Origin of the sequence: Chachezhania sediminis, assembly GCF_009765275.1 — a bacterium.
Classification (GTDB): Bacteria; Pseudomonadota; Alphaproteobacteria; order Rhodobacterales; family Rhodobacteraceae; genus Chachezhania; species Chachezhania sediminis.
The window spans coordinates 255,521-279,742 of the sequence record NZ_VOPH01000005.1 but is presented as its reverse complement, the minus strand read 5'-3'; the positions used below and the strand labels follow the sequence as shown (position 1 = coordinate 279,742).

The 24,222-nt window shown below is 66.5% G+C and carries 24 protein-coding genes; 13 read left to right on the top strand and 11 right to left on the bottom strand.

What is annotated here, in order from left to right:
• The first annotated feature begins 14 nt into the window (after window positions 1-14).
• The 5 genes from argH (at window position 15) to FQK05_RS16985 (ending at window position 6,264) form a co-directional block, all read left to right on the top strand.
• Window positions 15-1,406 carry an argininosuccinate lyase gene (gene argH, locus FQK05_RS17000; RefSeq protein ID WP_158969011.1) on the top strand — a complete coding sequence of 464 codons (1,392 nt, stop codon included), beginning with the start codon at window positions 15-17 and terminating at the stop codon, window positions 1,404-1,406.
• Entirely contained in the window at window positions 1,403-1,537 is a 135-nt protein-coding gene (locus tag FQK05_RS26395) for a hypothetical protein (RefSeq protein ID WP_267902371.1), read from the top strand. Before argH ends, FQK05_RS26395 begins: the two co-directional genes overlap by 4 nt.
• A 106-nt stretch (window positions 1,538-1,643) precedes the next feature.
• On the top strand, window positions 1,644-2,072 hold the full coding sequence (locus FQK05_RS16995) for a L,D-transpeptidase (RefSeq protein ID WP_158969009.1): 429 nt from the start codon (window positions 1,644-1,646) through the stop codon (window positions 2,070-2,072).
• Window positions 2,073-2,319: 247 nt separating this feature from the next.
• Entirely contained in the window at window positions 2,320-3,585 is a 1,266-nt protein-coding gene (gene lysA / locus FQK05_RS16990) for a diaminopimelate decarboxylase (RefSeq protein WP_158969007.1), read from the top strand.
• An 84-nt stretch (window positions 3,586-3,669) separates the two neighbouring features.
• Entirely contained in the window at window positions 3,670-6,264 is a 2,595-nt protein-coding gene (locus FQK05_RS16985; protein WP_158969005.1) for a TIGR02302 family protein, read from the top strand.
• A gap of 248 nt (window positions 6,265-6,512) precedes the next feature.
• Here FQK05_RS16985 and FQK05_RS16980 read toward each other — a convergent pair whose 3' ends face one another.
• The 6 genes from FQK05_RS16980 to FQK05_RS16955 form a co-directional block, all read right to left on the bottom strand.
• Window positions 6,513-7,532: a ribose-phosphate pyrophosphokinase gene (locus FQK05_RS16980; RefSeq protein ID WP_158969003.1), complete on the bottom strand. Its 1,020-nt coding sequence runs from the start codon at window positions 7,530-7,532 to the stop codon at window positions 6,513-6,515.
• Window positions 7,533-7,717: 185 nt separating this feature from the next.
• A complete protein-coding gene (locus tag FQK05_RS16975; RefSeq protein ID WP_158969001.1) occupies window positions 7,718-8,758 on the bottom strand; it encodes a threonine aldolase family protein in 1,041 nt (346 codons plus the stop codon).
• The gene (locus FQK05_RS16970) at window positions 8,758-9,243 is read right to left on the bottom strand and encodes a YcgN family cysteine cluster protein (RefSeq protein WP_158968999.1); all 486 of its coding nucleotides are present in this window, start codon (window positions 9,241-9,243) and stop codon (window positions 8,758-8,760) included. The genes FQK05_RS16975 and FQK05_RS16970 overlap by 1 nt, the downstream gene beginning before the upstream one ends.
• Window positions 9,240-10,172: a bifunctional riboflavin kinase/FAD synthetase gene (locus tag FQK05_RS16965; protein ID WP_158968997.1), complete on the bottom strand. Its 933-nt coding sequence runs from the start codon at window positions 10,170-10,172 to the stop codon at window positions 9,240-9,242. Before FQK05_RS16965 ends, FQK05_RS16970 begins: the two co-directional genes overlap by 4 nt.
• A gap of 205 nt (window positions 10,173-10,377) precedes the next feature.
• Entirely contained in the window at window positions 10,378-10,821 is a 444-nt protein-coding gene (locus tag FQK05_RS16960; RefSeq protein WP_158968995.1) for a MaoC family dehydratase, read from the bottom strand.
• A 102-nt stretch (window positions 10,822-10,923) separates the two neighbouring features.
• Window positions 10,924-11,799: a TIGR01459 family HAD-type hydrolase gene (locus FQK05_RS16955; RefSeq protein WP_158968993.1), complete on the bottom strand. Its 876-nt coding sequence runs from the start codon at window positions 11,797-11,799 to the stop codon at window positions 10,924-10,926.
• A gap of 180 nt (window positions 11,800-11,979) precedes the next feature.
• On the opposite strand from FQK05_RS16955, the gene FQK05_RS16950 reads away from it, so the two are divergent.
• Genes FQK05_RS16950 through FQK05_RS16940 form a run of 3 tightly spaced genes read left to right on the top strand, consistent with a single transcriptional unit; the run spans window position 11,980 to window position 14,537 of the window.
• Window positions 11,980-12,735, top strand: a complete 756-nt coding sequence (locus FQK05_RS16950; RefSeq protein WP_158968991.1) for a 5-oxoprolinase subunit B family protein — start codon at window positions 11,980-11,982, stop codon at window positions 12,733-12,735.
• Entirely contained in the window at window positions 12,732-13,754 is a 1,023-nt protein-coding gene (locus FQK05_RS16945; RefSeq protein ID WP_158968989.1) for a 5-oxoprolinase subunit C family protein, read from the top strand. Before FQK05_RS16950 ends, FQK05_RS16945 begins: the two co-directional genes overlap by 4 nt.
• 12 nt (window positions 13,755-13,766) lie before the next feature.
• On the top strand, window positions 13,767-14,537 hold the full coding sequence (locus FQK05_RS16940; protein WP_158968987.1) for a LamB/YcsF family protein: 771 nt from the start codon (window positions 13,767-13,769) through the stop codon (window positions 14,535-14,537).
• Window positions 14,538-14,680: 143 nt separating this feature from the next.
• On the opposite strand, the gene FQK05_RS16935 is transcribed toward FQK05_RS16940, so the two are convergent.
• Window positions 14,681-15,373, bottom strand: a complete 693-nt coding sequence (locus FQK05_RS16935; RefSeq protein WP_158968985.1) for a DUF4336 domain-containing protein — start codon at window positions 15,371-15,373, stop codon at window positions 14,681-14,683.
• A gap of 165 nt (window positions 15,374-15,538) precedes the next feature.
• Window positions 15,539-16,459 (bottom strand): manganese-dependent inorganic pyrophosphatase, encoded by a 921-nt coding sequence (locus FQK05_RS16930; protein WP_158968983.1) that lies wholly within the window; start codon window positions 16,457-16,459, stop codon window positions 15,539-15,541.
• Window positions 16,460-16,638: 179 nt separating this feature from the next.
• Between FQK05_RS16930 and FQK05_RS16925 the strand changes: the two genes are divergently transcribed.
• From FQK05_RS16925 to FQK05_RS16905, 5 genes are all read left to right on the top strand, one after another.
• A complete protein-coding gene (locus FQK05_RS16925) occupies window positions 16,639-17,304 on the top strand; it encodes a DUF2161 domain-containing phosphodiesterase (protein ID WP_158968981.1) in 666 nt (221 codons plus the stop codon).
• A gap of 293 nt (window positions 17,305-17,597) precedes the next feature.
• Window positions 17,598-17,909, top strand: coding sequence for a co-chaperone GroES (locus tag FQK05_RS16920; protein WP_158968979.1), 312 nt, complete (start codon window positions 17,598-17,600; stop codon window positions 17,907-17,909).
• Between the two features lie 46 nt (window positions 17,910-17,955).
• On the top strand, window positions 17,956-19,596 hold the full coding sequence (groL, locus tag FQK05_RS16915; RefSeq protein WP_158968977.1) for a chaperonin GroEL: 1,641 nt from the start codon (window positions 17,956-17,958) through the stop codon (window positions 19,594-19,596).
• A 159-nt stretch (window positions 19,597-19,755) separates the two neighbouring features.
• Window positions 19,756-20,889, top strand: coding sequence for a bactofilin family protein (locus tag FQK05_RS16910; protein WP_158968975.1), 1,134 nt, complete (start codon window positions 19,756-19,758; stop codon window positions 20,887-20,889).
• A 100-nt stretch (window positions 20,890-20,989) separates the two neighbouring features.
• Window positions 20,990-22,144, top strand: coding sequence for an alpha-D-ribose 1-methylphosphonate 5-triphosphate diphosphatase (locus FQK05_RS16905; RefSeq protein WP_158968973.1), 1,155 nt, complete (start codon window positions 20,990-20,992; stop codon window positions 22,142-22,144).
• Window positions 22,145-22,281: 137 nt separating this feature from the next.
• On the opposite strand, the gene FQK05_RS16900 is transcribed toward FQK05_RS16905, so the two are convergent.
• The 3 genes from FQK05_RS16900 to FQK05_RS16890 all read right to left on the bottom strand — a co-directional run bounded on the left by FQK05_RS16900 (window position 22,282) and on the right by FQK05_RS16890 (window position 24,168).
• On the bottom strand, window positions 22,282-23,352 hold the full coding sequence (locus tag FQK05_RS16900) for a 5-(carboxyamino)imidazole ribonucleotide synthase (RefSeq protein WP_158968971.1): 1,071 nt from the start codon (window positions 23,350-23,352) through the stop codon (window positions 22,282-22,284).
• Window positions 23,345-23,833 (bottom strand): 5-(carboxyamino)imidazole ribonucleotide mutase, encoded by a 489-nt coding sequence (purE, locus tag FQK05_RS16895; RefSeq protein ID WP_158968969.1) that lies wholly within the window; start codon window positions 23,831-23,833, stop codon window positions 23,345-23,347. The genes FQK05_RS16900 and purE overlap by 8 nt, the downstream gene beginning before the upstream one ends.
• A gap of 110 nt (window positions 23,834-23,943) precedes the next feature.
• Window positions 23,944-24,168 carry a YdcH family protein gene (locus tag FQK05_RS16890; protein WP_158968967.1) on the bottom strand — a complete coding sequence of 75 codons (225 nt, stop codon included), beginning with the start codon at window positions 24,166-24,168 and terminating at the stop codon, window positions 23,944-23,946.
• Window positions 24,169-24,222 lie beyond the last annotated feature (54 nt).

The window sequence follows — 24,222 nt, the reverse complement described above, 5'->3', positions numbered from 1 at the left end:
AAGGGTAGCAAGACATGTCAGAGCAAACCTCGAACCAGATGTGGGGCGGCCGTTTCGCCGCCGGGCCGGATGCGATCATGGAGGCGATCAATGCCTCGATCGACTTCGACCGCCGGCTGGCCGCACAGGATATTGCCGGTTCGAGGGCCCATGCCGCCATGTTGGGCGCCACGGGCATCATTACGGATAGCGATGCCGAAGCGATCCGGGAAGGCCTGCTCACGGTCTTGTCAGAGATCGAGTCGGGCGAGTTCGCCTTTTCCAAGGCGCTGGAAGACATCCACATGAACGTGGAGGCCCGCCTGAAGGACGTGATCGGCGAACCGGCCGGGCGCCTGCACACAGGCCGCAGCCGGAATGACCAGGTTGCGACCGATTTCAAGCTGTGGGTCCGCGACCAGCTGGACCAGGCGGCCGAAGGGATCGAGGCGCTGATCCGCGCGCTGCTGGTCCAGGCAGAGGCCGGAGCCGACTGGGTGATGCCGGGCTTCACCCATCTGCAGACCGCGCAGCCGGTAACCTGGGGTCATCACATGATGGCCTATGTCGAAATGCTGGGCCGCGACCTGTCCCGTGTGCGCGATGCCCGCGCACGGATGAACGAATGCCCGCTGGGCGCGGCCGCCCTGGCCGGGACGTCCTTCCCGATCGACCGCGAGATGACCGCGGCAGCGCTGGGCTTTGCCCGGCCGGCGGCGAATTCTCTGGATGCTGTCAGCGACCGCGACTTCGCGCTGGAATACCTGTCGGTCGCCTCGATTTCGGCGATGCACCTCTCGCGGCTGGCGGAAGAACTGGTGATCTGGTCCTCGGCCCAGTTCCGCTTCGTGACGCTGTCGGACCGTTTCTCGACCGGCTCGTCCATCATGCCGCAGAAAAAGAACCCGGACGCGGCAGAACTGATCCGGGCCAAGATCGGCCGGATCTTCGGTGCGAACGTGGCGCTGACCATGGTGATGAAGGGGCTGCCCTTGGCCTATTCCAAGGACATGCAGGAAGACAAGGAACAGGTCTTCGACGCAGCCGACAACTGGTCGCTGGCGCTGGCCGCGATGACCGGCATGGTGGGCGACATGACCGCCAACCGGGCCGCGCTGGCCGCCGCCGCCGGGTCGGGCTTTTCCACCGCGACGGATCTGGCCGACTGGCTGGTCCGGGTGCTGGGCCTGCCGTTCCGCGATGCGCACCATGTGACCGGCTCGCTGGTGGCCGTGGCCGAAAAGCGCGGCTGCGATCTGCCGGACCTGAGGCTGGAGGACATGAAGGCGGTTCATGACGGAATCACCGAAGACGTCTTCTCGGTCCTTGGGGTCGAAAATTCGGTGAATTCGCGTATGTCCTATGGTGGCACGGCCCCGGCGCAGGTGCGCGCGCAGGTCGAACGCTGGAAAGAGATGCTGGGATGATGAAACGCTTCGTTCTGACCCTTGCCCTGGCCGGTGTCCTGGCGGGCTGTGGCGCGGATGGCGAACCGGAACGGCCGGTTGACAGCACCCCGCCGCCGGCAGACCTGACGGACGGCCTGGGCGCCATGTAAGACTCGGCAGGGCTTAACGGCCGGGAAACCCTGTGGCTGGGTTTCGGTTGATCGGTGCCCGCTTTTTTCGCCTTCTGGTCCGGATGTCCCGGCCAGAGGTAAGCCCATGTCCTTTTCCGTCCGGCTGGCGGCCGGTCTGCTGTTCCTTTCGCTGCAGGCCCCGGTCGCGCAGGCCTATGTGCTGACCGCCTATGTCGATCTCTCCGAACAGCGGATGACGGTGATGCGTGACGGCATGTGGCTTTATGACTGGCCGGTGTCGAGCGGGCGGCAGGGCTATCTGACCCCCACGGGCGATTACCGGGCGACGCGGTTTTCCCGCCATCACCGGTCGCGCAAGTACAACAATGCGCCGATGCCCTATTCGATCTTCTTTCACGGCGGCTATGCGATCCATGGCACCGACCAGGTGGCGCAGCTTGGGCGGCCGGCCTCGCACGGGTGCATCCGGCTGCATCGGGAGCATGCGGCGACGCTGTTCCGCATGGCCGAGCAGGCGGGCCGCGCCAATGTCGCCGTGGTGATCCGGCCCTGAGCCAGAGGCCCCGCGCAGGGGCTTGAGCGGCAGGGGCATTCGGTCTAGTCCGGGGCGCTGACGGAATGAACGGTCAGGCCAGTGTCACGGGGCGGGAAATCGCGCCCTTGCCGGCCCCGCCCGCCCGCCCCGGCGCCTGCCTGCGGCAGCCGCCGACCGGCTCGGGCGCGATGGGGCGCGTGCGCGCGCCCCGTGCGGGGCGGTGACGGTCGGGCCCGGAAACAGGGACAGGGACGGGCGTCTTACGATGGATCACTTTACCTACAAGCAGGGCGTCCTGCATGCCGAGGACGTGCCGCTGACAGAGATCGCGGCCCAGGTCGGCACGCCCTTCTATGTCTATTCCACGGCCACGCTTTTGCGCCACTACCGCCTGTTCGACGAGGCGCTGGACGGCATGGACCACCTAGTCTGCTATGCGATGAAGGCGGCCAGCAACCAGGCGATCCTGAAGACGCTGGGCGATGCGGGCGCCGGCATGGACGTGGTGTCGGGCGGCGAATACGCGCGCGCCAAGGCCGCGGGCGTTCCTGGCGAACGGATCGTCTTTTCCGGCGTTGGCAAGACCGAAGCCGAGATCCGCGCCGCACTGGAAGGCGGCATCCGCCAGTTCAACGTCGAATCCGAACCCGAGATGGACGTCCTGAACCGCGTCGCGCTGGAACTGGGCACCAAGGCCCCGATCACCGTCAGGGTGAATCCCGATGTCGACGCGCGCACCCATGCCAAGATCGCCACCGGCAAGTCGGAGAACAAGTTCGGCATCCCCATCGCCCGCGCCCGCGAGGTCTATGCCATCGCCAGCCGGATGGAGGGGATCGAGGTCGTGGGCATCGACGTCCACATCGGCAGCCAGTTGACGGAACTGGAGCCCTTCGAGCAGGCCTATCAGAAGGTCGCGGAGCTGACCGAGACGCTGCGCGCCGACGGCCACGACATCCGCAGGCTGGATCTGGGCGGCGGCCTCGGCATTCCCTATACCCGCGCCAACAGCGCGCCGCCGCTGCCGGTGGAATACGGCGCCTTGATCAAGCGGACGCTGGGTCACCTGGGCTGCGAGATCGAGATCGAGCCGGGCCGCCTGATCGCCGGCAATGCCGGGCTGATGGTAGCCGCCGTCGTCTACGTGAAATCGGGCGAGGGGCGGGACTTCCTGATCCTGGACGCGGCGATGAACGACCTGATCCGCCCGGCCATGTACGACGCCCACCACGACATCGTGCCCGTCCAAGAACCGGCCGCTGGCATCGAACAGCGCGCCTTCGACATCGTCGGCCCGGTCTGCGAAACTGGCGATACCTTCGCCCGCCAGCGGATGATGCCGCCGGTGCCGCCCGGATCGCTGGTCGCCTTCCGCTCGGCCGGGGCCTATGGCGCCGTCATGTCGAGCGAATACAACACAAGACCGCTTATTCCTGAAGTCCTGGTGAAAGACGATCAATTCGCAGTTATCCGCGCACGTCCCACCATTGACGAGATCATTAATCGCGATAGCGTACCGTCATGGCTATAGTGCGTCATCGGGCGCATCCTCTGCGCCCCGCGTGACGCTTCGGATCCTTCGACCCGGGGCTTCCGCCCACTCACGGGAGAGTTGATGGCAGACCGCCCCGGTTCCGATTCCCGCCTGCGCCCGCTTCGGCTGGCGCTGGGTCTGACCCATGCCGGCCTGATTGCCGAACGGCTGTTGCGGGCCTTCTGGCCGCTGCTGTCCCTGCTGATGCTGCTGGCGGCCCTGCCCATGCTGGGCGTGCAGGACATGCTTCCGCTGGAGGCCGTCTGGTCCCTGGGCGTGCTGTTTCTGGTGGGTCTGGCCGCGACGCTGGGCTGGGGGATCTGGAAACTTCGCTGGCCTTCGCGGGCCGATGCGCTGGCGCGGCTGGATGCGACGATGCCGGGCCGCCCGATCCAGGCGATGCTGGACGCGCAGGCGACCGGGGCCGACGACGCGGAATCCCGCGCCCTGTGGCAGGCCCACCAGCGACGGATGGAAGCCCGCGCCGCCGGTGCCAGGCCGGTCGAACCCGACCTGAAGCTGAACCGGCAGGACCCTTACGGCCTGCGCTACATGGCACTGCTGGCACTGTCGATCGCCCTGATCTTCGGGTCGATCTGGCGGGTGGAAAGCGTGGCGCGCCTGACGCCCGGATCTGCCGTCGTGGCCGGCGGACCGTCCTGGGAAGGCTGGGTGGAACCGCCGCGCTATACCGGGCTGCCCACGCTGTACCTGGCCGATATCGGCGGACCCACGCTGAACGTGCCGGAAGGCAGCCGCATCACCTTGCGACTTTACGGGCAGGTGGGGGACCTGACGGTCGCCGAAACCGTGTCCGGCCGGACCGGGGAAGTGCCGTCGGCCGCGGACGCGCAGCAAAGCTTCGACGTGGCCCAGAACGGGCGGCTGACGATCAAGGGTCCCGGCGGGCGCAGCTGGAACGTGGTGGTCGATGACGACACGCCACCCGACATCAACGCCACCGGCCCGGCCGAAGTGCAACCGACCGGCGCGATGAAGCTGCCCTTCACGGCCTCTGACGATCATGGCGTGGCTTCGGCCCGGGCGACCATCGCTCTCGACATGGAAGCCCTCGACCGCCGCTACGGCCTGGCGGCCGATCCCGACCCGCGCGAGCCCATCGCGGTCGACCTGCCGATGCCCCTGACCGGCGGCCGTGCCGAATTCGACGAGGCCTTGATCGAGGACTTCTCGCAGCATCCCTGGGCCAACATGCCGGTGACGGTCACGCTGGAAGCGGTGGACGACCTGGGTCAGGTCGGGAGTTCTGCTCCGTTTGAAACCCGCCTGGTCGGCCGGCGCTTCTTCGACCCGATGGCGGCAGCGGTGATCGAGATGCGGCGCGACCTGCTCTGGTCGATGTCGAACGCGGAAAACGTGGCGATGATCCTGCGGGCCGTGTCCTACCGGCCCGAGGACGTGTTCCGCTCGGAAACCGCCTATCTGCGGCTGCGGATGATCCTGCGCCGTCTGGAAACCTTCGCCAGGCACGGCCTGACCGAACCCCAGCGCGAAGAACTGGCGGTGGCGCTGTGGGATCTGGCCGTGCTGCTGGAGGACGGAGATCTGGGCGATGCGCTGGAGCGGATGCGCCGCGCGCAGGAGCGCCTGAGCGAGGCGATGCGCAACGGTGCCAGCGACCAGGAAATCGCCGAACTGATGCAGGACCTGCGCGAGGCGACGGAAGACTATCTGCAGCAACTGTCGCGGCAGGCCCAGCAACAGGGCCAGCAGGGCGATCAACAGCAGTTGTCCGAGAACGCGATGACCATGACGCAGGACGACCTGCAGCGGATGATGGACCGGATCCAGGAACTGATGGAACAGGGCCGCATGGCCGAAGCGCAGGAAGCCCTGCGCGAGCTTCAGCAGATGATGGAGAACATGCGCGTCACCCAGGGGCAGGGCGGGCAGGGCAGCCAGTCCCCGGGGCAGCAGGCGATGGAGGGCCTGGCCGAAACGCTGCGCGATCAGCAGGGCCTGTCGGACCAGGCGTTCCGCGACCTGCAGGAACAGTTCAACCCCAATGCGCGCGCCGGAGAGCAGCAGGGCAACCAGGGCCGTGACGGCAACCAGGGCCGCGGCCAGCAGCACGGTCAGCAGGGGCAGTCGGGACAGCCGGGCGGCAACCGGCAGGGCGAAGGCGGTCAGAACGAAGGGGCCGGCAACGGCGCTCCCGACGCCCGGAGCCTGGCGGAACGCCAGCGCGCGCTTCGGGACGAACTGGACCGCCAGCGCGGCACCCTGCCCGGCGCCGGCACGTCGGAAGGTCAGGCGGCGCGCGATGCGCTGGACCAGGCCGGACGTGCGATGGAGGGCGCGGAAGATGCGCTGGAAAACGATGACCTGGCCGGAGCGATCGACCGCCAGGCCGAAGCCATGGAGGCCCTTCGCGAAGGCATGCGACAGCTGGGCGAGGCGCTGGCCCAGGAACAGCAGCAGGGCCAGCCCGGCCAGGGCCAGGAAGACGGCAATCGCCAGGCCCGGAACCGTGACCCGCTGGGCCGCCCCAACGGTTCGGGCTCGCAGTTGTCGACGGACGATGGCCTGCTGCAGGGCGAGGACGTCTATCGACGCGCCCGCGAACTTCTGGATGAGATCCGCCGCCGATCCGGCGACGGCGAGCGCCCGGAGGTGGAGCGCGACTATCTGAAACGGCTGCTCGAACGCTTCTAGGGCGCTGGGTACGACGCACGCGCCCTGCGGCTGAGTCAGGGCCCGGGGCCCTGATTTCTTTGGTCTTCAAATATTCTCGGGGGAGTCGCCCGGCACGGGCGGCGGGGGCAGAGCCCCCAAGCGACGCTGTCACGTCATCCCCGGCCCGGGGATCGCGCATTCGCCGCCCCACCGCCTGCCTGCGGCGTCGCCGGGATACCTTGGGCGCGATGCGGTGCCGGAAGGCACCGCGGACCCTGACCCGAAGGTCAGTCCATCGTGTATAGGGATTCGTAGATCGGCGTCAGCGACCGGTCCTCGAACAGCGAGGATACGGACGTGCCGTTCCAGATGTTCATGATCGCCTGGGCAAAGATCGGGGCCGTCGGGATGATGCGCACGTTGGGCGTGGCCTTCACCGCCTCGGTCGGCTGGATCGTGTCGGTGATCACAAGCGTCTTCAGCTTGGAGTTGGTGACCCGTTCCACCGCCGGGCCGCTCATCACGCCGTGGCTGACATAGGCGTGCACTTCCTGCGCACCGGCGTCCAGCAGCACCTCGGCCGCCTTGCACAGCGTCCCGGCCGTGTCGCACATGTCGTCGACGATCAGGCAGATCCGGTCCTCGACATCGCCGATCACGGTCATTTCCGCCACTTCGCCCGGCTTCTCGCGGCGCTTGTCGACGATGGCCAGGGGCGAATTGATCCGCTTGGCCAGTTCCCGCGCCCGCGCCACGCCGCCCACGTCGGGCGACACCACCGTCACGTCGCCGATCCGGCCCTTGAACTGGGTCCGGATGTCCAGCGAGAAGATCGGCGCGGCATAGAGGTTGTCGACCGGGATGTCGAAGAAGCCCTGGATCTGGGCCGCGTGCAGGTCCATGGTCAGGACCCGCTCGATTCCCGCCTCGACCAGCATGTTGGCGACCAGCTTGGCCGAAATCGGCGTCCGCGCCTTGGTCCGCCGGTCCTGGCGGGCATATCCGAAATAGGGGATGACACCGGTGATGCGCGACGCCGACGATCGCTTCAGTGCATCGGCGATGATCAGCAGCTCCATCAGGTTGTCGTTGGCCGGGTTCGACGTCGGCTGGACGATGAACATGTCCTCGCCCCGGACGTTTTCGAAGACTTCGACGAATATCTCGCCGTCGTTGAACCGCTCCACCCGTGCGTTCACCAGGCCCGTATGGACGCCCCGGTGGAGCGTCATGCGTCGGGCGATGGCTTCGGCCAGAGGCAGGTTGGCATTCCCAGCGATCAGCTTGGGTTCGGTCAAGGTCGTCATGACGTGAAGTCCCTGTCTCGTGCCGCGTGTGACAGAATCGTGATGCAGGTCCCGCTTAGCATGGTGACCCGCCGGGGCAAAGCAGAGGCGGCCCCTGTCGTGGCGGTCTGGCTAAGAGTGTCGCATCCGGATCGGACGCGTCTTGCGAAGTGCACAGCCCTGCGGCGAAAAGGACCGCTTTCGCTCTACTTGACATGCGACAGGAAGGTGGCAACCGCGTCGTCCGTGACGGACCAGTCGCAGACCAACCGGGCGGTCAGAAGCTCTTCCGGGTCGCCGCCGTCCAGCGTGCCGGACCAGAGGTGATAGACCGCACCGGCCGCGTGAAGCTTCTGATGCACGCGTCGGGGCATGGTCGGGAACAGCATGTTGGCATCGGGCGAATGCGCGAAACCGATGCCGGCGGCGCGCAGGCCGTCCGCCAGTTTCGCCGCCGCCGCATTGGCCATCCGGGCCGAGCGCAGCCACAGGTCGCCGTCCAGATAGGCCAGCATCTGCGCCGAAAGATACCGGTGCTTCGAAAACAGGTGCGCGCCGCGTTTGCGACGCAGCTCGAATTCCCAGGCTTTTTCAGGGTCGAGCAGGATCACCGCCTCGACTCCCATCAGCCCGTTCTTGGTGCCGCCGAAGGACACGATGTCGACGCCCGCCTTCCAGGTCATGTCGGCCGGGGAGCAGTTCAGCCGTGCCAGCGCATTCGAAAACCGCGCGCCGTCCATGTAGACGGGCAGGGCATAATCCCTGGCCACGGCGCACAGCGCCTCGATTTCCGCCAGGGAATAGACCGATCCGCGTTCCGTCACCTGCGTCAGCGACACCGGCCCGCGCTGGGGACCGTGGACGCCGCGGGTTTCTTCTGCCTCGATGGTGGCGCGCAGGGCGGCCGGGTCCATCTTGTCGGTCCCCGGCACCAGTGTCAGCTTGGCCCCGCCGGAGAAGAATTCGGGCGCGTTGCATTCGTCTTCGTGGATATGCGCGACGGGCGTGCAGAAGACCGTCTGCCAGGGCTGGCACATCGTCGCCAGCGCCAGCGAATTCGCCGCCGTGCCGGTTGCGACAAGGTAGACCGCGGCCTCCGGCGCCTCGAACAGGGTGCGGATGCGGTCGCGAACATCGTCCATGATCGCGTCCGCGCCATAACCCATGGCATAGCCGTCATTGGCCCGTGCCAGCGCGGCCAGGACTTCCGGGTGCACGGGGCCGGAATTGTCGGAGGCGAAATACATCAGACGGGCTCCTCGATGATGAAGTCTTCCCAGTCGTCCTCGTCTACGTCGTATTCCGGGATCGTCGCATTCTGCAGCGATACGCCGGCCGCCTGGACCGAGGCCGCGGTGCCGGTGATCAGCGGATGCCAGTACGGCAGGGGACGGCCGGTATGCAGCAGTCGATAGGCGCAGGTCTGCGGCAGCCAGTAGGCGTGTTCCTTGATCGTTTCCGGCGACAGCACGATGCAGTCGGGCACGAACTGATGGCGGATCTCGTACTGGCTGCAGCGGCAGGTCGAATCGTCGAACAGGCGGCAGGCGATGCGGGTCAGCGCGACCTCGCCCGTGTCGAAATCCTCCAGCTTGTTCAGGCAGCACTTGCCGCAGCCGTCGCACAGCGCCTCCCATTCGGGGCGGGTCATCTGGTCGAGCGTCTTCTTCTCCCAGAACCGCCGGGGCAGGCCCGCGCGTTCTATCGGGTCGTCGTCGGGTTCGCGGCTCATAGGCTGGCCAGGATGGTTCGGGCGCGGGTGCAGTCGGCCTCGATCTGTTGGATCAGCGGGTCCAGCCCGTCGAAGGCTTGTTCCGGGCGCAGGTATTCGACCAGCGCGACCGAGACATGGGCACCGTAGAGATCGCCCGAGAAGTCGAAGATATGCGGTTCCACATTCGGCACGTCGATCCCGAACATCGGGTGAATCCCCAGCGAGGCGGCACCGTGATACTGGCCCATATGTGGGCCATCCAGCACGTCGACCAGCACGGCATAGACGCCGAAGGCCGGCTGGTGCAGGCCTTCCAGCGAAATATTCGCCGTGGGATAGCCCAGTTCGCGTCCGCGCTGTTCGCCGGATACCACGGTGCCCTCGATCCGGTGCCAGTGGCCCAGCATCGCGGCGGCATCGCGCGGCCGGCCTTCGGTCAGGGCGGTGCGGATCGCGGTCGACGACACGACATTGTCGGACTGTTCCAGAAGCGGCGCGATGGTCACGCCAAAGCCCAGTTCTTCGCCAAAGCGGATCAGGTCCTCGGCCCCGCCGGCGCGGTCTTTGCCGAAACGGAAATCCGCGCCGACGACGACGTTCACCAGACCCAGCCCGTTCGCGATGATGTCGCGGGCAAAGGCCTCGGGCGTCAGGCCGGCCAGGGCCGCGTTGAAGTTCAGCTCGTACAGCCGTTCGACCCCCAGCTTGGTCAGCCGGTGGGCCCGGGCGGCCGCGTTCATCAGGCGGAAGGGCGGGGCGCCGGGTGCGAAATAGCTGCGGGGATGAGGCTCGAAGGTCATGACGCCCAGCGGTGCGTCCGGACGTGCCTTCTGCGCCAGCTCGATGACCGAGCGGTGTCCAAGGTGCACCCCGTCGAAATTGCCGATCGCGACTGTCGCGCCGCGATCTTCGGGGGCGACGTAACGATAGTCCCGGATGATGCGCATGGGTGCTGCGTAGCGGCTGTGCGCGGCAGGATCAAGACGGTGGCCGCTGCGGCAAAGAAGGATGCCGGTCGGCAGTGGCCAAACCGCCGGAAACGCGTGTCGGTCCTGACGTCCCGCCCGGCAGGGCGGCGCAGCGGCAGGCCGTCGGATGGCCGCTGCCGCACGGGGAACGGGGCGGGCGCAGGCCCGCCATCTTTCGTTCAGGTCAGTCGAACTTGCGGGACGGCGCCAGAACCGTCGCCTCGCCCGCCAGCACCTTGGTGTCGCCCACGGTGCAGACGCAATCCAGCGTCACGCGGCGTTTCTTGTGGTCGATGGCCGTCACCGTGACCTCGGCCCGGACGGTGTCGCCCGGGCGGACCGGCGCCAGGAACTTCAGTGTCTGGCCCATGTAGATCGTGCCGTGACCCGGAAGCTGTTCGCCGATCACCGCGGACACCAGGCCCGCGGTCAGCATCCCGTGGGCGATCCGGCCGTGGAACACCGTGTGGTTGGCATAGTCGTCGTCAAGGTGCACCGGGTTGTGGTCCGTCGATACCTTGGCGAACAGCTCGATGTCTTCGTCCGTCACCGTTTTCTGCAGATAACGGGACATTCCCATTTCGAGATCTTCGATACAGATCGTTCCGCGCGGCTGATTGTCCAGCATGGCACCCTCGCTGAAATCGGTCGCGTAACAAAATGCTGTCTGGCGACCATGGTGGGCAACTTTATTACTTCGCAGGCGCAGAAAAGCAAGCTGCAATTGCAGCTATCGCAAAAACCCGATCGCGTAGGTGGGCGCGACGTTTTCCTTTGCCACATATTCGCTTAGCGCGTCGGGATCCGGCTGATCGGCGGTTTTCGTCTCGGCCGCTGCCAGGCCGCCGGTGATGAAAAGCGAATCGATGTTCTCTCCCATGGCGCCGTCGATGTCGGTATGGGCGCCGTCGCCGATGGCCAGGATGCGGTCCGCGGGCACGTCCCGTTCCAGCGCCGCCAGCCGTCGCCGGGCCAGGTCATAGATCGGCGGATGCGGTTTTCCGAAATAGAGGCTTTCGCCCCCCATTTCGGCATAAAGCCGGGCCAGCGCGCCCGCGCACCACTGCCGTTCCTCGCCCCGGTCGACGACGATGTCGGGATTGGCACACAGAAGTTTCATGCCTTCGTTCTTGGCCCACAGGAAATCCGCGCGGTTCACCGCCGGGTCGGCCAGCGGATCGAAGGGGCCGCAGCAGACGATGCCTTCGGCGTCCTTCAGTTCAACCCGTTCGATTTCCACCGGGTTGTCCTGGATCTTCAGCGGGTGAAAGAAATCGGCGTCGCGTTCCCATTCGCCCATAAACCAGACCTTCTGTCCCACGGCGCCCTGGTACATCGCGGCCCGCGCGCTGTCGCCAGAGGTGGCGATGGCGTCATAGGCGTCTTCCGGCACGCCGAAGCCCTTGATCTGGGCGGCCACACTGTTGCGCGGGCGGGGCGAGTTGGTGACAAGGACCACCGTCCCGCCGTTCCGGCGATAGGCCTGCAACGCTGCGACCGCGTCCGGAAATGCTTCGATACCGTTGTGCAGGCAGCCCCACAGATCGACATAGAGAGCGTCGTACTGGTTGGCGATCTCGCTCAGGGCAGAGATGATGCGGGTCATGGCGTCCTTTCCGGCATTGACCTTGGGGCTTGTGTCGCAGCCTTCCTACCTTGGCAACGCGCGTGCGGCAAATACGTGCCCTGAAAAGGGTGCCGTTAATCTGCGTTGATGCCGCGGCACGATTGCCGGTTGCAGGCGTTGACCCCCGCGCGCAGGATCGGCGCCAACGAAGGGGTCGACATGGGCACAGACAGCACGCAAGGGACATTTCCGCTGATCCGGACAGTCGGGATCGACGGCATGCTTGTGACCTTCGCCCCGGTTCTGGAAGATCGCGCCAATTGTGCCGCCCTGGCCTTTCGTGCCGCCGTCGATGCGGCGGAATGGGACGGGGTCATCGAAACGGCCACGACGCTGACCTCGGTCCATGTGCGGTTCGATCCGCTGTACGTGCCGCACGACGCCATCCGGGGGCGGTTGGAGGGCCTTTTGGCGGGTCGCGACTGGATGAATGCGCCCCTGCCAGATGGTCGCCGGCTGTGGACCGTGCCCGTGGTCTTCGGGACCGACCTGGCCCCCCAGCTGGGCGAGGCCGCGGCCGAGGCCGGCATGACCGAGGATCAGGCTATCGAAAGCCTGACTTCCCAGACCGTGCGTGTCCTGACCATCGGCTTTGCGCCGGGGATGCCTTACATGGGTCCGCTGACGCCCGCCTGGGACATTCCACGCCAGAAGGCGTTGACGCCGAAGGTCCCGGAAGGCGCGCTGGTGCTGGCGATCCGGCAGGTCATCGTCTTCACCTCGGAAACCCCCACCGGCTGGCGCCATGTCGGCCAGACCGCGTTCCGCGGCTTCCGGCCCGAGGCAGAGGAGCCCTTTGCCCTGCAGCCCGGCGACGAGATGCGGTTCACCGCCATCGGGCCGGCGGATCTCGAAGCGATCCGGGCCGACAACGCGACGGGCATGGGCGGGGCCAAAGTGGAAGAGATCGCATGAAACCGGGCCTGCGCGTGCAATCCATCGGGCCGGCGGCCACGGTGCAGGATCCGGGCCGGCCGGGTTTCCGGGACCGCGGCCTGTCGCCCGGCGGCGCGGCCGACCTGCTGGCCCTGGCCGAAGGCGCGGCGCTGCTGGGGCAGGGGCCGGACCTTGCCGCTCTGGAGATGCCGGCGACCGGCGGGCGCTTCGTGGCCGAAGGCCCCCTGCGCATCGCCCTGACCGGCGCCCCCATGGCAGCCACGCTGGACGACTGGCCGCTGGCCTGGAATGCCTCGCACGCGATGGAACCCGGACAGGTCCTGCAGATCGGCGGCGCGCGGGCCGGGGTCTATGGCTACCTGCATCTGGGCGGCGGGATCGATATGCCTCTGGTCATGGGCGCACGGTCGGCGCATCTGGCCGCAGGGCTGGGCAAACCGGTTTCCAGCGGCGCCTTCCTGCCGGCCGGCGGTGGTGCGGGCCTGTCGGGGCAGCTGCTGGACGGCACCGACCGCTTCAACGGGGGCGAGATCCGGGTGGTGGCCAGCCTGCAGACAGCGCTTTTTGCCGAAGACACCCTGGCCCGGTTCGAGGCGACCGAATTCAGACGCGGCGGCCGTGCCAACCGGATGGGGGTAGAGATGCTGTCGGAGGGCGAAGGTTTCGCCGCCGACGGGCAGCTGGACATCCTGTCCGAGGTCATCGTGCCCGGCGACGTCCAGATGACCGGGACGGGGCTGCCTTACGTCCTGCTGCCGGAATGCGGGACCACGGGTGGCTATCCGCGGATCGGGACGGTGATCCCGGCGGATCTGCCCCGCGTGGCGCAGGCGCAGCAGGGCGCGCCCGTGCGCTTCCGCTTCGTGACGCTGGACGATGCGCTGGAAATCGAGGCAAAGCGGCGCGACCACGCCAGACACCTGCGCCGCGCCATGCGCCCGCTGGTGCGCAATGTGCACGAGATGTCGGACCTTCTGGCCTATCGCCTGATCGATGGGGCGGTGTCGGCCTGGGACGATCCCTTAACGGACAGCTAGAGGAGCGGGAAGATGACCCGGACTGTGGATCTGAATGCGGACATGGGCGAAAGCTTCGGCGCCTGGACCATGGGCAACGACGCGGCCCTGCTGGAGATCGTGACCTCGGCCAACATCGCCTGCGGCTTCCATGCGGGCGACCCGGATGTGATGGCCCATACGATGCGGCTGGCCCATCAGAACGGGGTCGGCATCGGGGCCCATCCCGGGTTCATGGACCTGCAGGGTTTTGGCCGGCGCCGGATGAACGTGCCGATGGCCACGCTGCAGAACTGGGTCCGCTATCAGTTCGCGGCCTCGCTGGGGATGGCAAAGGCCATGGGCGCCGATGTGCGGCACCTGAAGCTGCATGGCGCCCTGTCCAACATGGCGTCCGAGGATGTGGAAATGGCCAAGAGCCTCTTTTCTGCCGCTTTGGACATTGACCCCGACATCATCATCATGGTGCTGGCCGCCACCCCGATGGAACAGGCCGTGCGCGAACTGGGCTGCGGCTGGGCCGGCGAGATCTTTGCCGACCGCGCCTACAGGGAAGACGGCCAGCTGGTCGACCGCCGCCAGCCCGGCGCCGTGATCCACGACCCCGCAATAGCCGCGGCCCGGATCGTCGACATGGTGAAATCCGACGCGATCATCACCGAAACGGGCGTGGAGATCCCGACCTCGATCGACACGATCTGCGTCCATGGCGACACCCCCGAAGCCGTGGAACTGGCCCGCGCCGTGCGCGACGGGCTGGAGACGGCCGGGGTCACAGTGGCGCCTTTGGGCCGGGCCGTCTGAACTCCCGGTCAAACGCCTTGCGGCCCCGCCTCCGGGCTGGCCCGCTCACCCATCCCCCGTCGGGTCGCCTGCGCGATCCTCCTCGCCGACCCGAAGGCGGAACCTTGTGTCGGGAGGTGGCGGGTTCTGAAAGGCGGGGTGTTCTAGTCGGTCAGCCAGCGAAAGGCGTTTTGAAGGGTTTGCTGCCCGCCCTCCCGCAAAGGTGTGCCATGAGCCATGACCAGTTGGTCGGCGGGCCAGTCCAGAATGCGGCGCACGGCCTTGCGGGCCGCGGCCCTGTCCGTCGTCGCCATGCGGAACTTGCGCGGCACGCTTGGGACGGCGGCCGTCATCAGATCCAACCGTGCGACAAGCGCCCGCCAGCCATTGAACCAGTCGTTCGGGATCTGCTGGACGAGGTCGGTGACAAACACGGTCGAAGACGCGGCGTGGAAGAATACGACCTCGGTCGTGATCCGGTTGCCGGGTACGGTCACCTGGTCCACCGCTCCGGCCCAGGCGGGATCGTGGGTGTTCCCAAGGGGCGCATGGATCGCTGTCCCGACGGTCTTCGGCGAAAGGCCGGGGGCCGCTTCGACAATCGCGTCGGGATAGGCCTGCGCCCATTCCTTTAGGAAGGTGTAGTGCAGGCTGTTAGGCGCAATCAGGTGGCGGACAGCGCCGAGCGCATCGACGGAGGCCTGGATCTCGGCCGTCAGGGCCACGGGGGACCAGACCCAGAGCCCGCCGTCGCCGGGAAGGCGGACCACGGCCATGCGCGTGGGAAACCGGAAGCCGCCGGCCCCCGTCACTGCGGGGCCGTCGAACAGCCACAGGTCGGGCCCGAATTGCATCATGGAAACGGTTGCCGGAAAAAGACGAGGTCGGTTGACCTTCTACACCGCGAGGCACGTGTTTGTCCAAATCCGCGGGGATCCGGGACGGGCCTTCCGGCCCAAAGGGGGGCACATGCCCGCGCCGGGGCATGTGCAATAGCGTATCGTTGAACAGATCCGCCGGGATCACATCGCCAGGACGGGGACGATCTGCTTCTTGCGGCTGACGACGCCGGGCAGGACGACTTCGTCGCCCGACACCGAAACGCCGAAGCTCTTCTCGGCTACTGCCCTGGTCAGGTCGCTGGGGATCAGCAGGGTCGATTCTTCCTTCAGGATGTCGACCACGAACAGCAGCACGTCGTCCACACCGTCTTCCTTGGACACGCCCGGCATCGCCTCGATCAAGGCGGCCTTGCGGGACAGGACGGTCTGGGGCGAGGTGGTTTCCAGGACCGAAACGCGGAACGACTTGTCGCCCACGTCGTAGGCCTTGCTGTCCATGCGGATCAGTTCCGCTTCGGAGAAGGCCGAAACGTCGGACTTGGCGGCGAACATGTCGGTGGAATAGGCCTCGATGTCCACGCCCAGGTCGTCGGCGATCTTCTGTGCCACATCCGTGTCGTGCGAGGTGGTGGTGGGCGAGCGGAAGGCCAGCGTGTCGGACAGGATGCAGGTCAGCATCGCGCCCTTCACCTCTTTCGGCATCTTGGCATAGTCGTCGCCGATCAGGTCGTACATGATCGTCGCGGTGCAGGCGACCGGCTTGATCGTGATGTCGATCGGGCCCTTGGTTTCCAGACCGCCGACCAGCTTGTGGTGGTCGATGATGGCCTGGATGTCGGTGTCGTTGATGCCGTCAGGCAGCTCGGCCGGGTTGTTGGTGTCGACGATCACGACCGGCGTGCCAGCGTCCAGGCCCGACACGATCTCGGGCTTGTCGAGGCCCCAGTGGGTCAGCATGAAGGCCGCTTCGGTGTTGGGCTCGCCCAGCAGCACCGGTTTGGCCGGAACGTTCTTCACGGTGTTGAGATACCAAGCCCAGATGATGGGAGAGCCGGTGGAATCGGTGTCGGGGGATTTGTGGCCCAGAACGAGGGTGGTCATGGCAGGATCCTGTCGCGCTTGCAGCAAATTTGGCGCCTTATAGGAGTGCCCTTGGGCCTTGTCACGGTCGCGAAGCGGCCGGTTCGGTGTCAAATGGACGCGTTTTGGGCCGATTTTGGCAGGACTCCGGGCTGCATCGGCTCTGGACGGTGGAATCGAGCACGGTAGGATCGAAATCGATGCGGGAAACGGACCTATACGCACCGGTGAAGGCGCTTTTGGAGCGGCAGGGCTATGTCGTGAAGGGAGAGGTCGGCGCGGCCGATATCGTGGCGTGCCGCGGCGCAGAAGATCCGGTGATCGTGGAGCTGAAGCGCGGCTTCGCGCTGGCGCTCTACCTGCAGGCGATGGAGCGGCTGAAGGTTACCGATCATGTCTATATCGCGGTCCCGAAGCCCGCAGGACGCACCGCGCGGCGTGCACTGAAGGACAATACGGGCCTGTGCCGCCGCCTGGGTTTGGGCCTGATCACCGTGCTGCCCGACGGCCGGACCGAGGTGCAGTGCGATCCCGGGCCTTACGCGCCCCGGCAGTCGAAGCAGAAGAAGGCCCGCCTGCTGCGCGAGTTCGAACGGCTGGAGGGCGATCCGAACGATGGCGGCGCCACCCGGCACGGGATTGTCACCGCCTACCGGCAGGACGCGCTGCGCTGTGCGGCACATCTGGCCGGCGAGGGGCCCTGCAAGGGCGCGATGGTGGCCAGGGCCACGGGCGTGAAGGCGGCGACGCGGGTGATGGCCGATAACCATTACGGCTGGTTCGAACGGGTCGCGACGGGGATCTATGGCATCACAGACAAGGGCCGCGACGGCCTGAAGCACTGGGCCTATAGCTGGGGCGACTGACGGTCCACCCGCCATTATCCGCCGATTTGGGCCGGGTCGGGTTTCAGGGGCGGCGCGAGCTTCCTACATGCCCGGTTAGGACACGGATCCAGAGCAACGCCGCGACTGGCAGGGAGACGCGAAAAATTCCGTACAATCCCGCGCAGGCCCGTTGACACGCAGGCAGGCGTTGCCTAACTAGCCGATCAATTAGCACTCACCCAAGCCGAGTGCTAATCGCCCGGAGCCGACCGGACATTTCCGGACCCGACCGGGCGCTAGGGAGAAACTTTGAGCCTCAAGGAGCTGCAAAGATGGCATTTACTCCGCTTCATGACCGGGTGCTGGTGCGCCGTGTGGAAAGCGAAGAGAAGACCAAGGGCGGTCTGATCATCCCCGACAGCGCAAAAGAAAAGCCGTCGGAAGGCGAAGTCGTCGCATGCGGTGAAGGCGCACGCAAGGACTCGGGCGAGCTGATCGCGATGACCGTCAAGGCAGGCGACCGCGTCCTGTTCGGCAAGTGGTCCGGCACCGAAGTCACGATCGACGGCGAAGAGCTGCTGATCATGAAAGAAAGCGACATCCTGGGCATCATGTCGGACGCGGCTGCAGCGAAAGCTGCCTGAACGCTTCGCATCGTCTGACCCAAGGATCTGATTAGGAGAACGCAACATGGCTGCTAAAGACGTCAAGTTCAATACGGACGCCCGCAACCGCATGCTCAAGGGCGTGAACATCCTGGCCGACGCGGTCAAGGTGACGCTGGGCCCGAAAGGCCGCAACGTGGTGCTGGACAAGTCGTTCGGCGCACCGCGCATCACCAAGGACGGTGTGTCTGTCGCCAAGGAAATCGAACTGGAAGACAAGTTCGAGAACATGGGCGCACAGATGGTGAAGGAAGTCGCTTCCCGCACCAACGACGAAGCCGGTGACGGCACGACCACCGCGACGGTTCTGGCCCAGGCCATCGTCAAGGAAGGCATGAAGTCGGTCGCAGCGGGCATGAACCCGATGGACCTGAAGCGCGGCATCGACATGGCAACCGCCAAGGTCGTCGCAGCGATCAAGGCCGCGGCCCGTGACGTGACCGACAGCGACGAAGTCGCACAGGTCGGCACCATCTCGGCCAACGGCGAAGCCGAAATCGGCCGCCAGATCGCCGACGCGATGCAGAAAGTCGGCAACGAAGGCGTCATCACCGTCGAAGAGAACAAGGGTCTCGAAACGGAAACCGACGTCGTCGAAGGCATGCAGTTCGACCGTGGCTACCTGTCGCCGTACTTCGTGACCAATGCCGACAAGATGACCGCAGAACTCGAAGACTGCATCATCCTGCTGCACGAGAAGAAGCTGTCGTCGCTCCAGCCGATGGTTCCGCTGCTCGAGCAGGTGATCCAGTCGCAGAAGCCGCTGCTGATCATTGCCGAAGACGTAGAAGGCGAAGCGCTGGCGACCCTGGTGGTCAACAAGCTGCGCGGCGGTCTGAAGATCGCAGCCGTCAAGGCACCGGGCTTCGGCGATCGCCGCAAGGCCATGCTGCAGGACATCGCGATCCTGACCGGCGGCCAGGTGATCTCGGAAGACCTGGGCATGAAGCTCGAGTCCGTCACCATGGACATGCTCGGCTCGGCCAAGAAAGTGGCGATCACCAAGGACGAGACCACCATCGTCGACGGTGCTGGCGAGAAGGCCGAGATCGAAGCGCGCGTCGCTCAGATCCGCAACCAGATCGAAGAGACCACGTCGGACTACGACCGTGAGAAGCTTCAGGAACGTGTTGCCAAGCTGGCCGGCGGCGTTGCCGTCATCCGCGTGGGCGGCATGACCGAAGTCGAAGTGAAAGAGCGCAAGGACCGTGTCGATGACGCGCTGAACGCGACCCGCGCGGCCGTTCAGGAAGGCGTCGTCGTCGGTGGCGGTGTTGCCCTGGTTCAGGCCGGCAAGGCCCTGGAAGGCCTGGAAGGCGTCAACAGCGACCAGAACGCCGGTATCGCCATCGTGCGTCGTGCCATCGAAGCGCCGCTGCGCCAGATCGCCGAAAACGCCGGCGTCGACGGCGCTGTGGTTGCCGGCAAGGTCCGCGAGTCCGACGACCTGACCTTCGGCTTCAACGCGCAGACCGAAGAATATGGCGACATGTTCAAGTTCGGCGTGATCGACCCGGCCAAGGTTGTCCGCACCGCTCTGGAAGACGCAGCCTCGATCGCTGGCCTGCTGATCACCACCGAAGCGATGGTGGCCGACAAGCCGCAGAAAGACGCTCCGGCCGGCGGCGGCATGCCCGACATGGGCGGCATGGGCGGCATGATGTAATCTGCGCCTGCAGAACCGATGGGAAAGGGGGCCTTCGTGGCCCCCTTTTTCGTTCGGTCTTGCCGCATTGCGGCAAAGGATCGGCTTGCACCGTGCCTCCGTGCAAGCAAGTGTAGCATCGACCCGCCAAAGACGGGCCGTGTTCCGGGGGACGACAATATGCGTGCAATTCTGGGTATTCTTGTGGCGACCGTGCTGGGAACGGCCGCCTGGGCCGACGACAACGACGATGCGCCCAGCATCTATGACATCGCCAATGACGTGTTCGAGGCCGGCGCCACCGTCGATCTGGACAGGCCGGGCAAGCAGGATGTCTTTGCGCTGGGCGAGACGATCACGGCGACCGCCGATATCGGCGGCACGGCGCATCTGTTCGGTCGCAAGGTGACGGTGAACGGCGCGGTCGGCGGCGACATCTATTCCATGGGTCAGTACGTGACCGTGGCCAGCCCGGTCGCGGGGAACGTCACCGCCTTCGGCATGAATGTCGACGTGAAGGACGACGTGGCGGGCAATATCCGCGCCAGCGGCTCCAAGATCGTGCTGGACGGGAATGTCGGCGGCTACGCCCTGATCTTCGCTGAGGATCTGCAGGTGAACGGCGTGATCTCGGGCGATCTGGTCTTTGCCGGCCGGTCGATGGATTTCGGGCCCAATGCCAAGGTCGAAGGCACCGTGCGCCTGCACGAGCCCGAGAAGGGCCAGCTGAAGATCCCGGAACGGATCGCGGCGCTTCACAATATCGAACGGCAGGAACTGGACACGGACGACATGCCGGACCCGACCGAGGTGCTGCCGTCGAAGTCGACGATGATCTGGTCCTTCCTGGGCGGCGTCCTGTCCATCGCCATCGTGGCAGCGTTGATCGCGGCCCTGATGCCCGAGGCCATGGCGAAGATGCGCCGGTCGATCCTGGCCGCCCCCGGCCGGTCGCTGGCGCGTGGCTTCGTCACCGAAAGCACGATCATCGGCGGCGGCGTCCTGCTGGTCATGACCCTGATCGGTATCCTGCTTCTGCCCGCCGTCGTGGTGCTGGCCTTCCTGGCGGCCTTCCTGGGGCAGGTCGTGGGCGCCTATGCGCTGGGCGTGAAGCTTCTGGAAATCGTGGGACGGGGCGAACCCACGACCACGGGTCAGCGGGCGATCTCGGCGGGTGTCGGCGCGCTGGTCGCGGGCCTGATCTGCCTGATCCCGTTCTTCGGCTGGATCTTCTACATGCTCCTGTTCCTGGTGGGTATCGGCGGGATCATCGCCTGGCTGTTCCCGAACATGGTCCGCAGCGACTATTACTGAACCGGCTTCACCCGCCTGCGACGCCGCGGGCGGGTGGCCCTTTCCGCCGGTCCCCTGTAAGCCCTGCGCCATCTTCCCCGATGATGGCGGTGCCGGACCGATGAGTGCGCTTTCCCTCGATCTGACGAACGCCCCGATCCTGTCGCCCGATGGCGCCGGGCTGGAACCGGGCACCCTGTCCATTGCCGACGGTCTGATCGTCGATACGCCCGTGGGCCGGGCGGTGGACCTGACGGGTTTCATCGTCCTGCCGGGCATCGTCGACATTCACGGCGACGCTTTCGAACGCCATGTCGCCCCCCGCCGCGGCGCCAATACCAACGTGGACGACGGCATTGTCGCAGCCGAGGCAGAACTGGCAGCCGCCGGCATCACGACGGGCGTGCTGGCGCAGTTCTATTCGTGGGAAGGCGGCCTGCGCGGTCCCGAATTCGCCGACACGGTCTTTCGGTCGATCAAGCGGGTGAAGGGGCAGGTGCCGTCGACCCTGATCCCGCAACTGCGGTTCGAAATCCACCTGATGGACGACTATCCCGCGATCCCCGCCAAGGTGGCGGAGTGGGAGGTGCCTTACGTCGTCTTCAACGACCACCTTCAGCACGACCGCCTGGCGGCAGGGCGCAGGCCCAAGCAGCTGACCGGTCAGGCGCTGAAGGCGGGGCGGAACCCCGACGACCACTGGGCGCTGCTGCAGCGCCTGCACGACCGCAAGGCCGAGGTGCCGGCCGCCGTGACCGAACTGGCCGCGACGCTGGCCGCCGCGGGCGTTCGCCTTGGCAGCCATGACGAGGCCACGGCCGAGGACCGCGCCACCTGGGCTGCCCGCGGCGCCACGATTGCCGAGTTCCCGGAGACGCTGGAGGCCGCAACGGCGGCGAAGGACAGCGGCTCCACCGTGATCGGCGGCTCTCCCAATGTGGTGCGGGGCGGGTCCCATAAGGGCAATATCGGCGTGCGCGACCTGGCCCGCGCCGGGCTGGTGGATGCGCTGGCGTCGGACTACCACTATCCGTCGATGCGCCGCGCGGCCTTCATGCTGTCGGACGAAGGGATCTGTTCCTTTGCCGAAGCCTGGGGGATGCTGTCCGAGGGACCGGCAAAGGCGCTTGGTCTGTCCGACCGTGGCCGGCTGGCACCGGGACTTCGGGCGGACATCACCATTCTGGATGAGAAAACGCGCCGCGTGGCCGGCACGATGGCCGGCGGGCGGATCAGCTACCTGTCCGGCGAATTGGCGGCACGGCTGATCGGGTAGAGCTGTCGAACGAGTCGTCCCACCTTGCCGCAGGCCGGGTAACGGTTCGCCCGCCCTATGGGGCGGGCGCTTCGCGGCAGTCCGGCGGGACGGCCGCTACCCTTCTTGCCGTAACATTCGACGTTCCGCCCGGGTGCTTAGCCGCGCACGATCCGATTGACGTGCCCCATCTTGCGGCCGGGGCGCATTTCCGCCTTGCCGTAAAGGTGCAGGGCCGTGTCGGGGGCCTTGGCCAGGTCCGGAACGCGGTCGATATCGGCGCCGATCAGGTTTTCCATGACCACGTCCGCATAGCGCTGCCCGTCGCCCAGCGGCCAGCCGGCCACGGCGCGGATGTGCTGTTCGAACTGGTCCACGGTGCAGCCGTTCTGCGTCCAGTGCCCCGAATTGTGGACCCGGGGCGCGATTTCGTTCACCACCAGACCGGCGCGGGTCACGAACAGCTCCACCCCCATGACGCCGACATAGTCGAGCGCGTTCAGGATCCGGGCCGCCAGCAGCACCGCATCGGTCCGCAGCGCAGCCGTCAGCGAGGCCGGAACGGTCGTGGTGCGCAGGATGCCTTCGGCATGGACATTCTCGCCCGGGTCGAAACAGGCGACCGCCCCGTCCAGGCCGCGGGCCGCGATGACGGAAATCTCGCGGTCGAAGTCGACGAAGCCTTCCAGGATCGCCGGGGCGCCCTTCAGCGACTCCAGCGCGGGTGCGGCATCGTCCGGGGACATGATCCGCGCCTGCCCCTTGCCGTCATAGCCGAAGCGGCGGGTCTTCAGGATCGCGGGCGCCCCGATGTCGGCCAGTGCCGTGTCGAGGCCGGCGGCAGAGGTCACATCCGCGAAGGGGGCCGTAGCGAGGCCCAGATCCTTCAGGAAGCTCTTTTCCGTCAGCCGGTCCTGGCTGACCCGCAACGCCTCGCGCCCCGGGCGGATCGGTTTGGCGGCTTCCAGGAGGTCCAGGGCTTCGGTCGGGATGTTTTCGAATTCATAGGTGATCACGTCGACCGATGCCGCGAAGCGCGCCAGCGCCTCGGCATCATCATAGTCGGCGGTGGTCACCACGTCGGCCACGTGCCCCGCAGGCGGGTTGGCGGCGGGTTCGTAGACATGTGTCCGGAAACCCAGACGGGAGGCTGCGACGGACAGCATGCGGCCCAGCTGGCCGCCGCCCAGGATGCCGATCACGGCACCGGAGGGAAGGGGATCAGTCATCGACGGGGGCCTCGGGGATCGACGCAGACAGCGCCTCGCGCCAGGCGTCCAGGCGGGCAGCCAATGCGGGATCGGTCAGGGCCAGGATCCCGGCGGCCATCAGGCCGGCATTGGCGGCACCGGCGGACCCGATGGCCATGGTGGCAACGGGAAAGCCGCGGGGCATCTGCAGGATGGAATAGAGCGAGTCGACCCCCGACAGCGCACGGGTCTGGACCGGAACGCCGATCACCGGCACACGGGTCTTCGACGCCATCATGCCGGGCAGGTGCGCGGCCCCGCCGGCGCCGGCGATAATCACCTTCAGCCCACGGTCGACGGCGGTCTTGCCATAGTCCCACAGCCGGTCCGGCGTGCGGTGGGCGGACACGATGCGGTCCTCGTGCGCCACGCCCAGTTCATCCAGGATCTGGGCCGCCTCCTTCATGGTGGGCCAGTCCGACTGGCTGCCCATGATGATGCCCACTTGCACATCTGCCATGCACTTGTCCCGCTTCAGCAACGAAAGGAAGTCGGAGGCTTAAGCCAAAGCCCACCCGCACGCAATGGCAGCGAAATGCGGAGTCGCGATCAGGCGGCCGTGAAAACCGCTCAGGCGATGATGTCGGGGGTCAGCCAGTCCTCGATCCGGGCGATGCGGTCCTTCAGCTGCAATTTCTGCTTCTTCAGGCGCTGCAGGGTCAGTTGGTCCGAGGTGCCGCGTTCGACCAGGGCATGGATCGCCTCGTCCAGGTCGCGGTGCTGCTGGCGAAAGACTTCCAGTTCGAACCGCAGTACCTCTTCGGTCTTCATCGAGAGATCGGTTGGCGCGTTCATTGCTGCTCCCGGAACCTGCAGCGGCCCCTTGTCGGGCCGGTTAACGAATTCGGC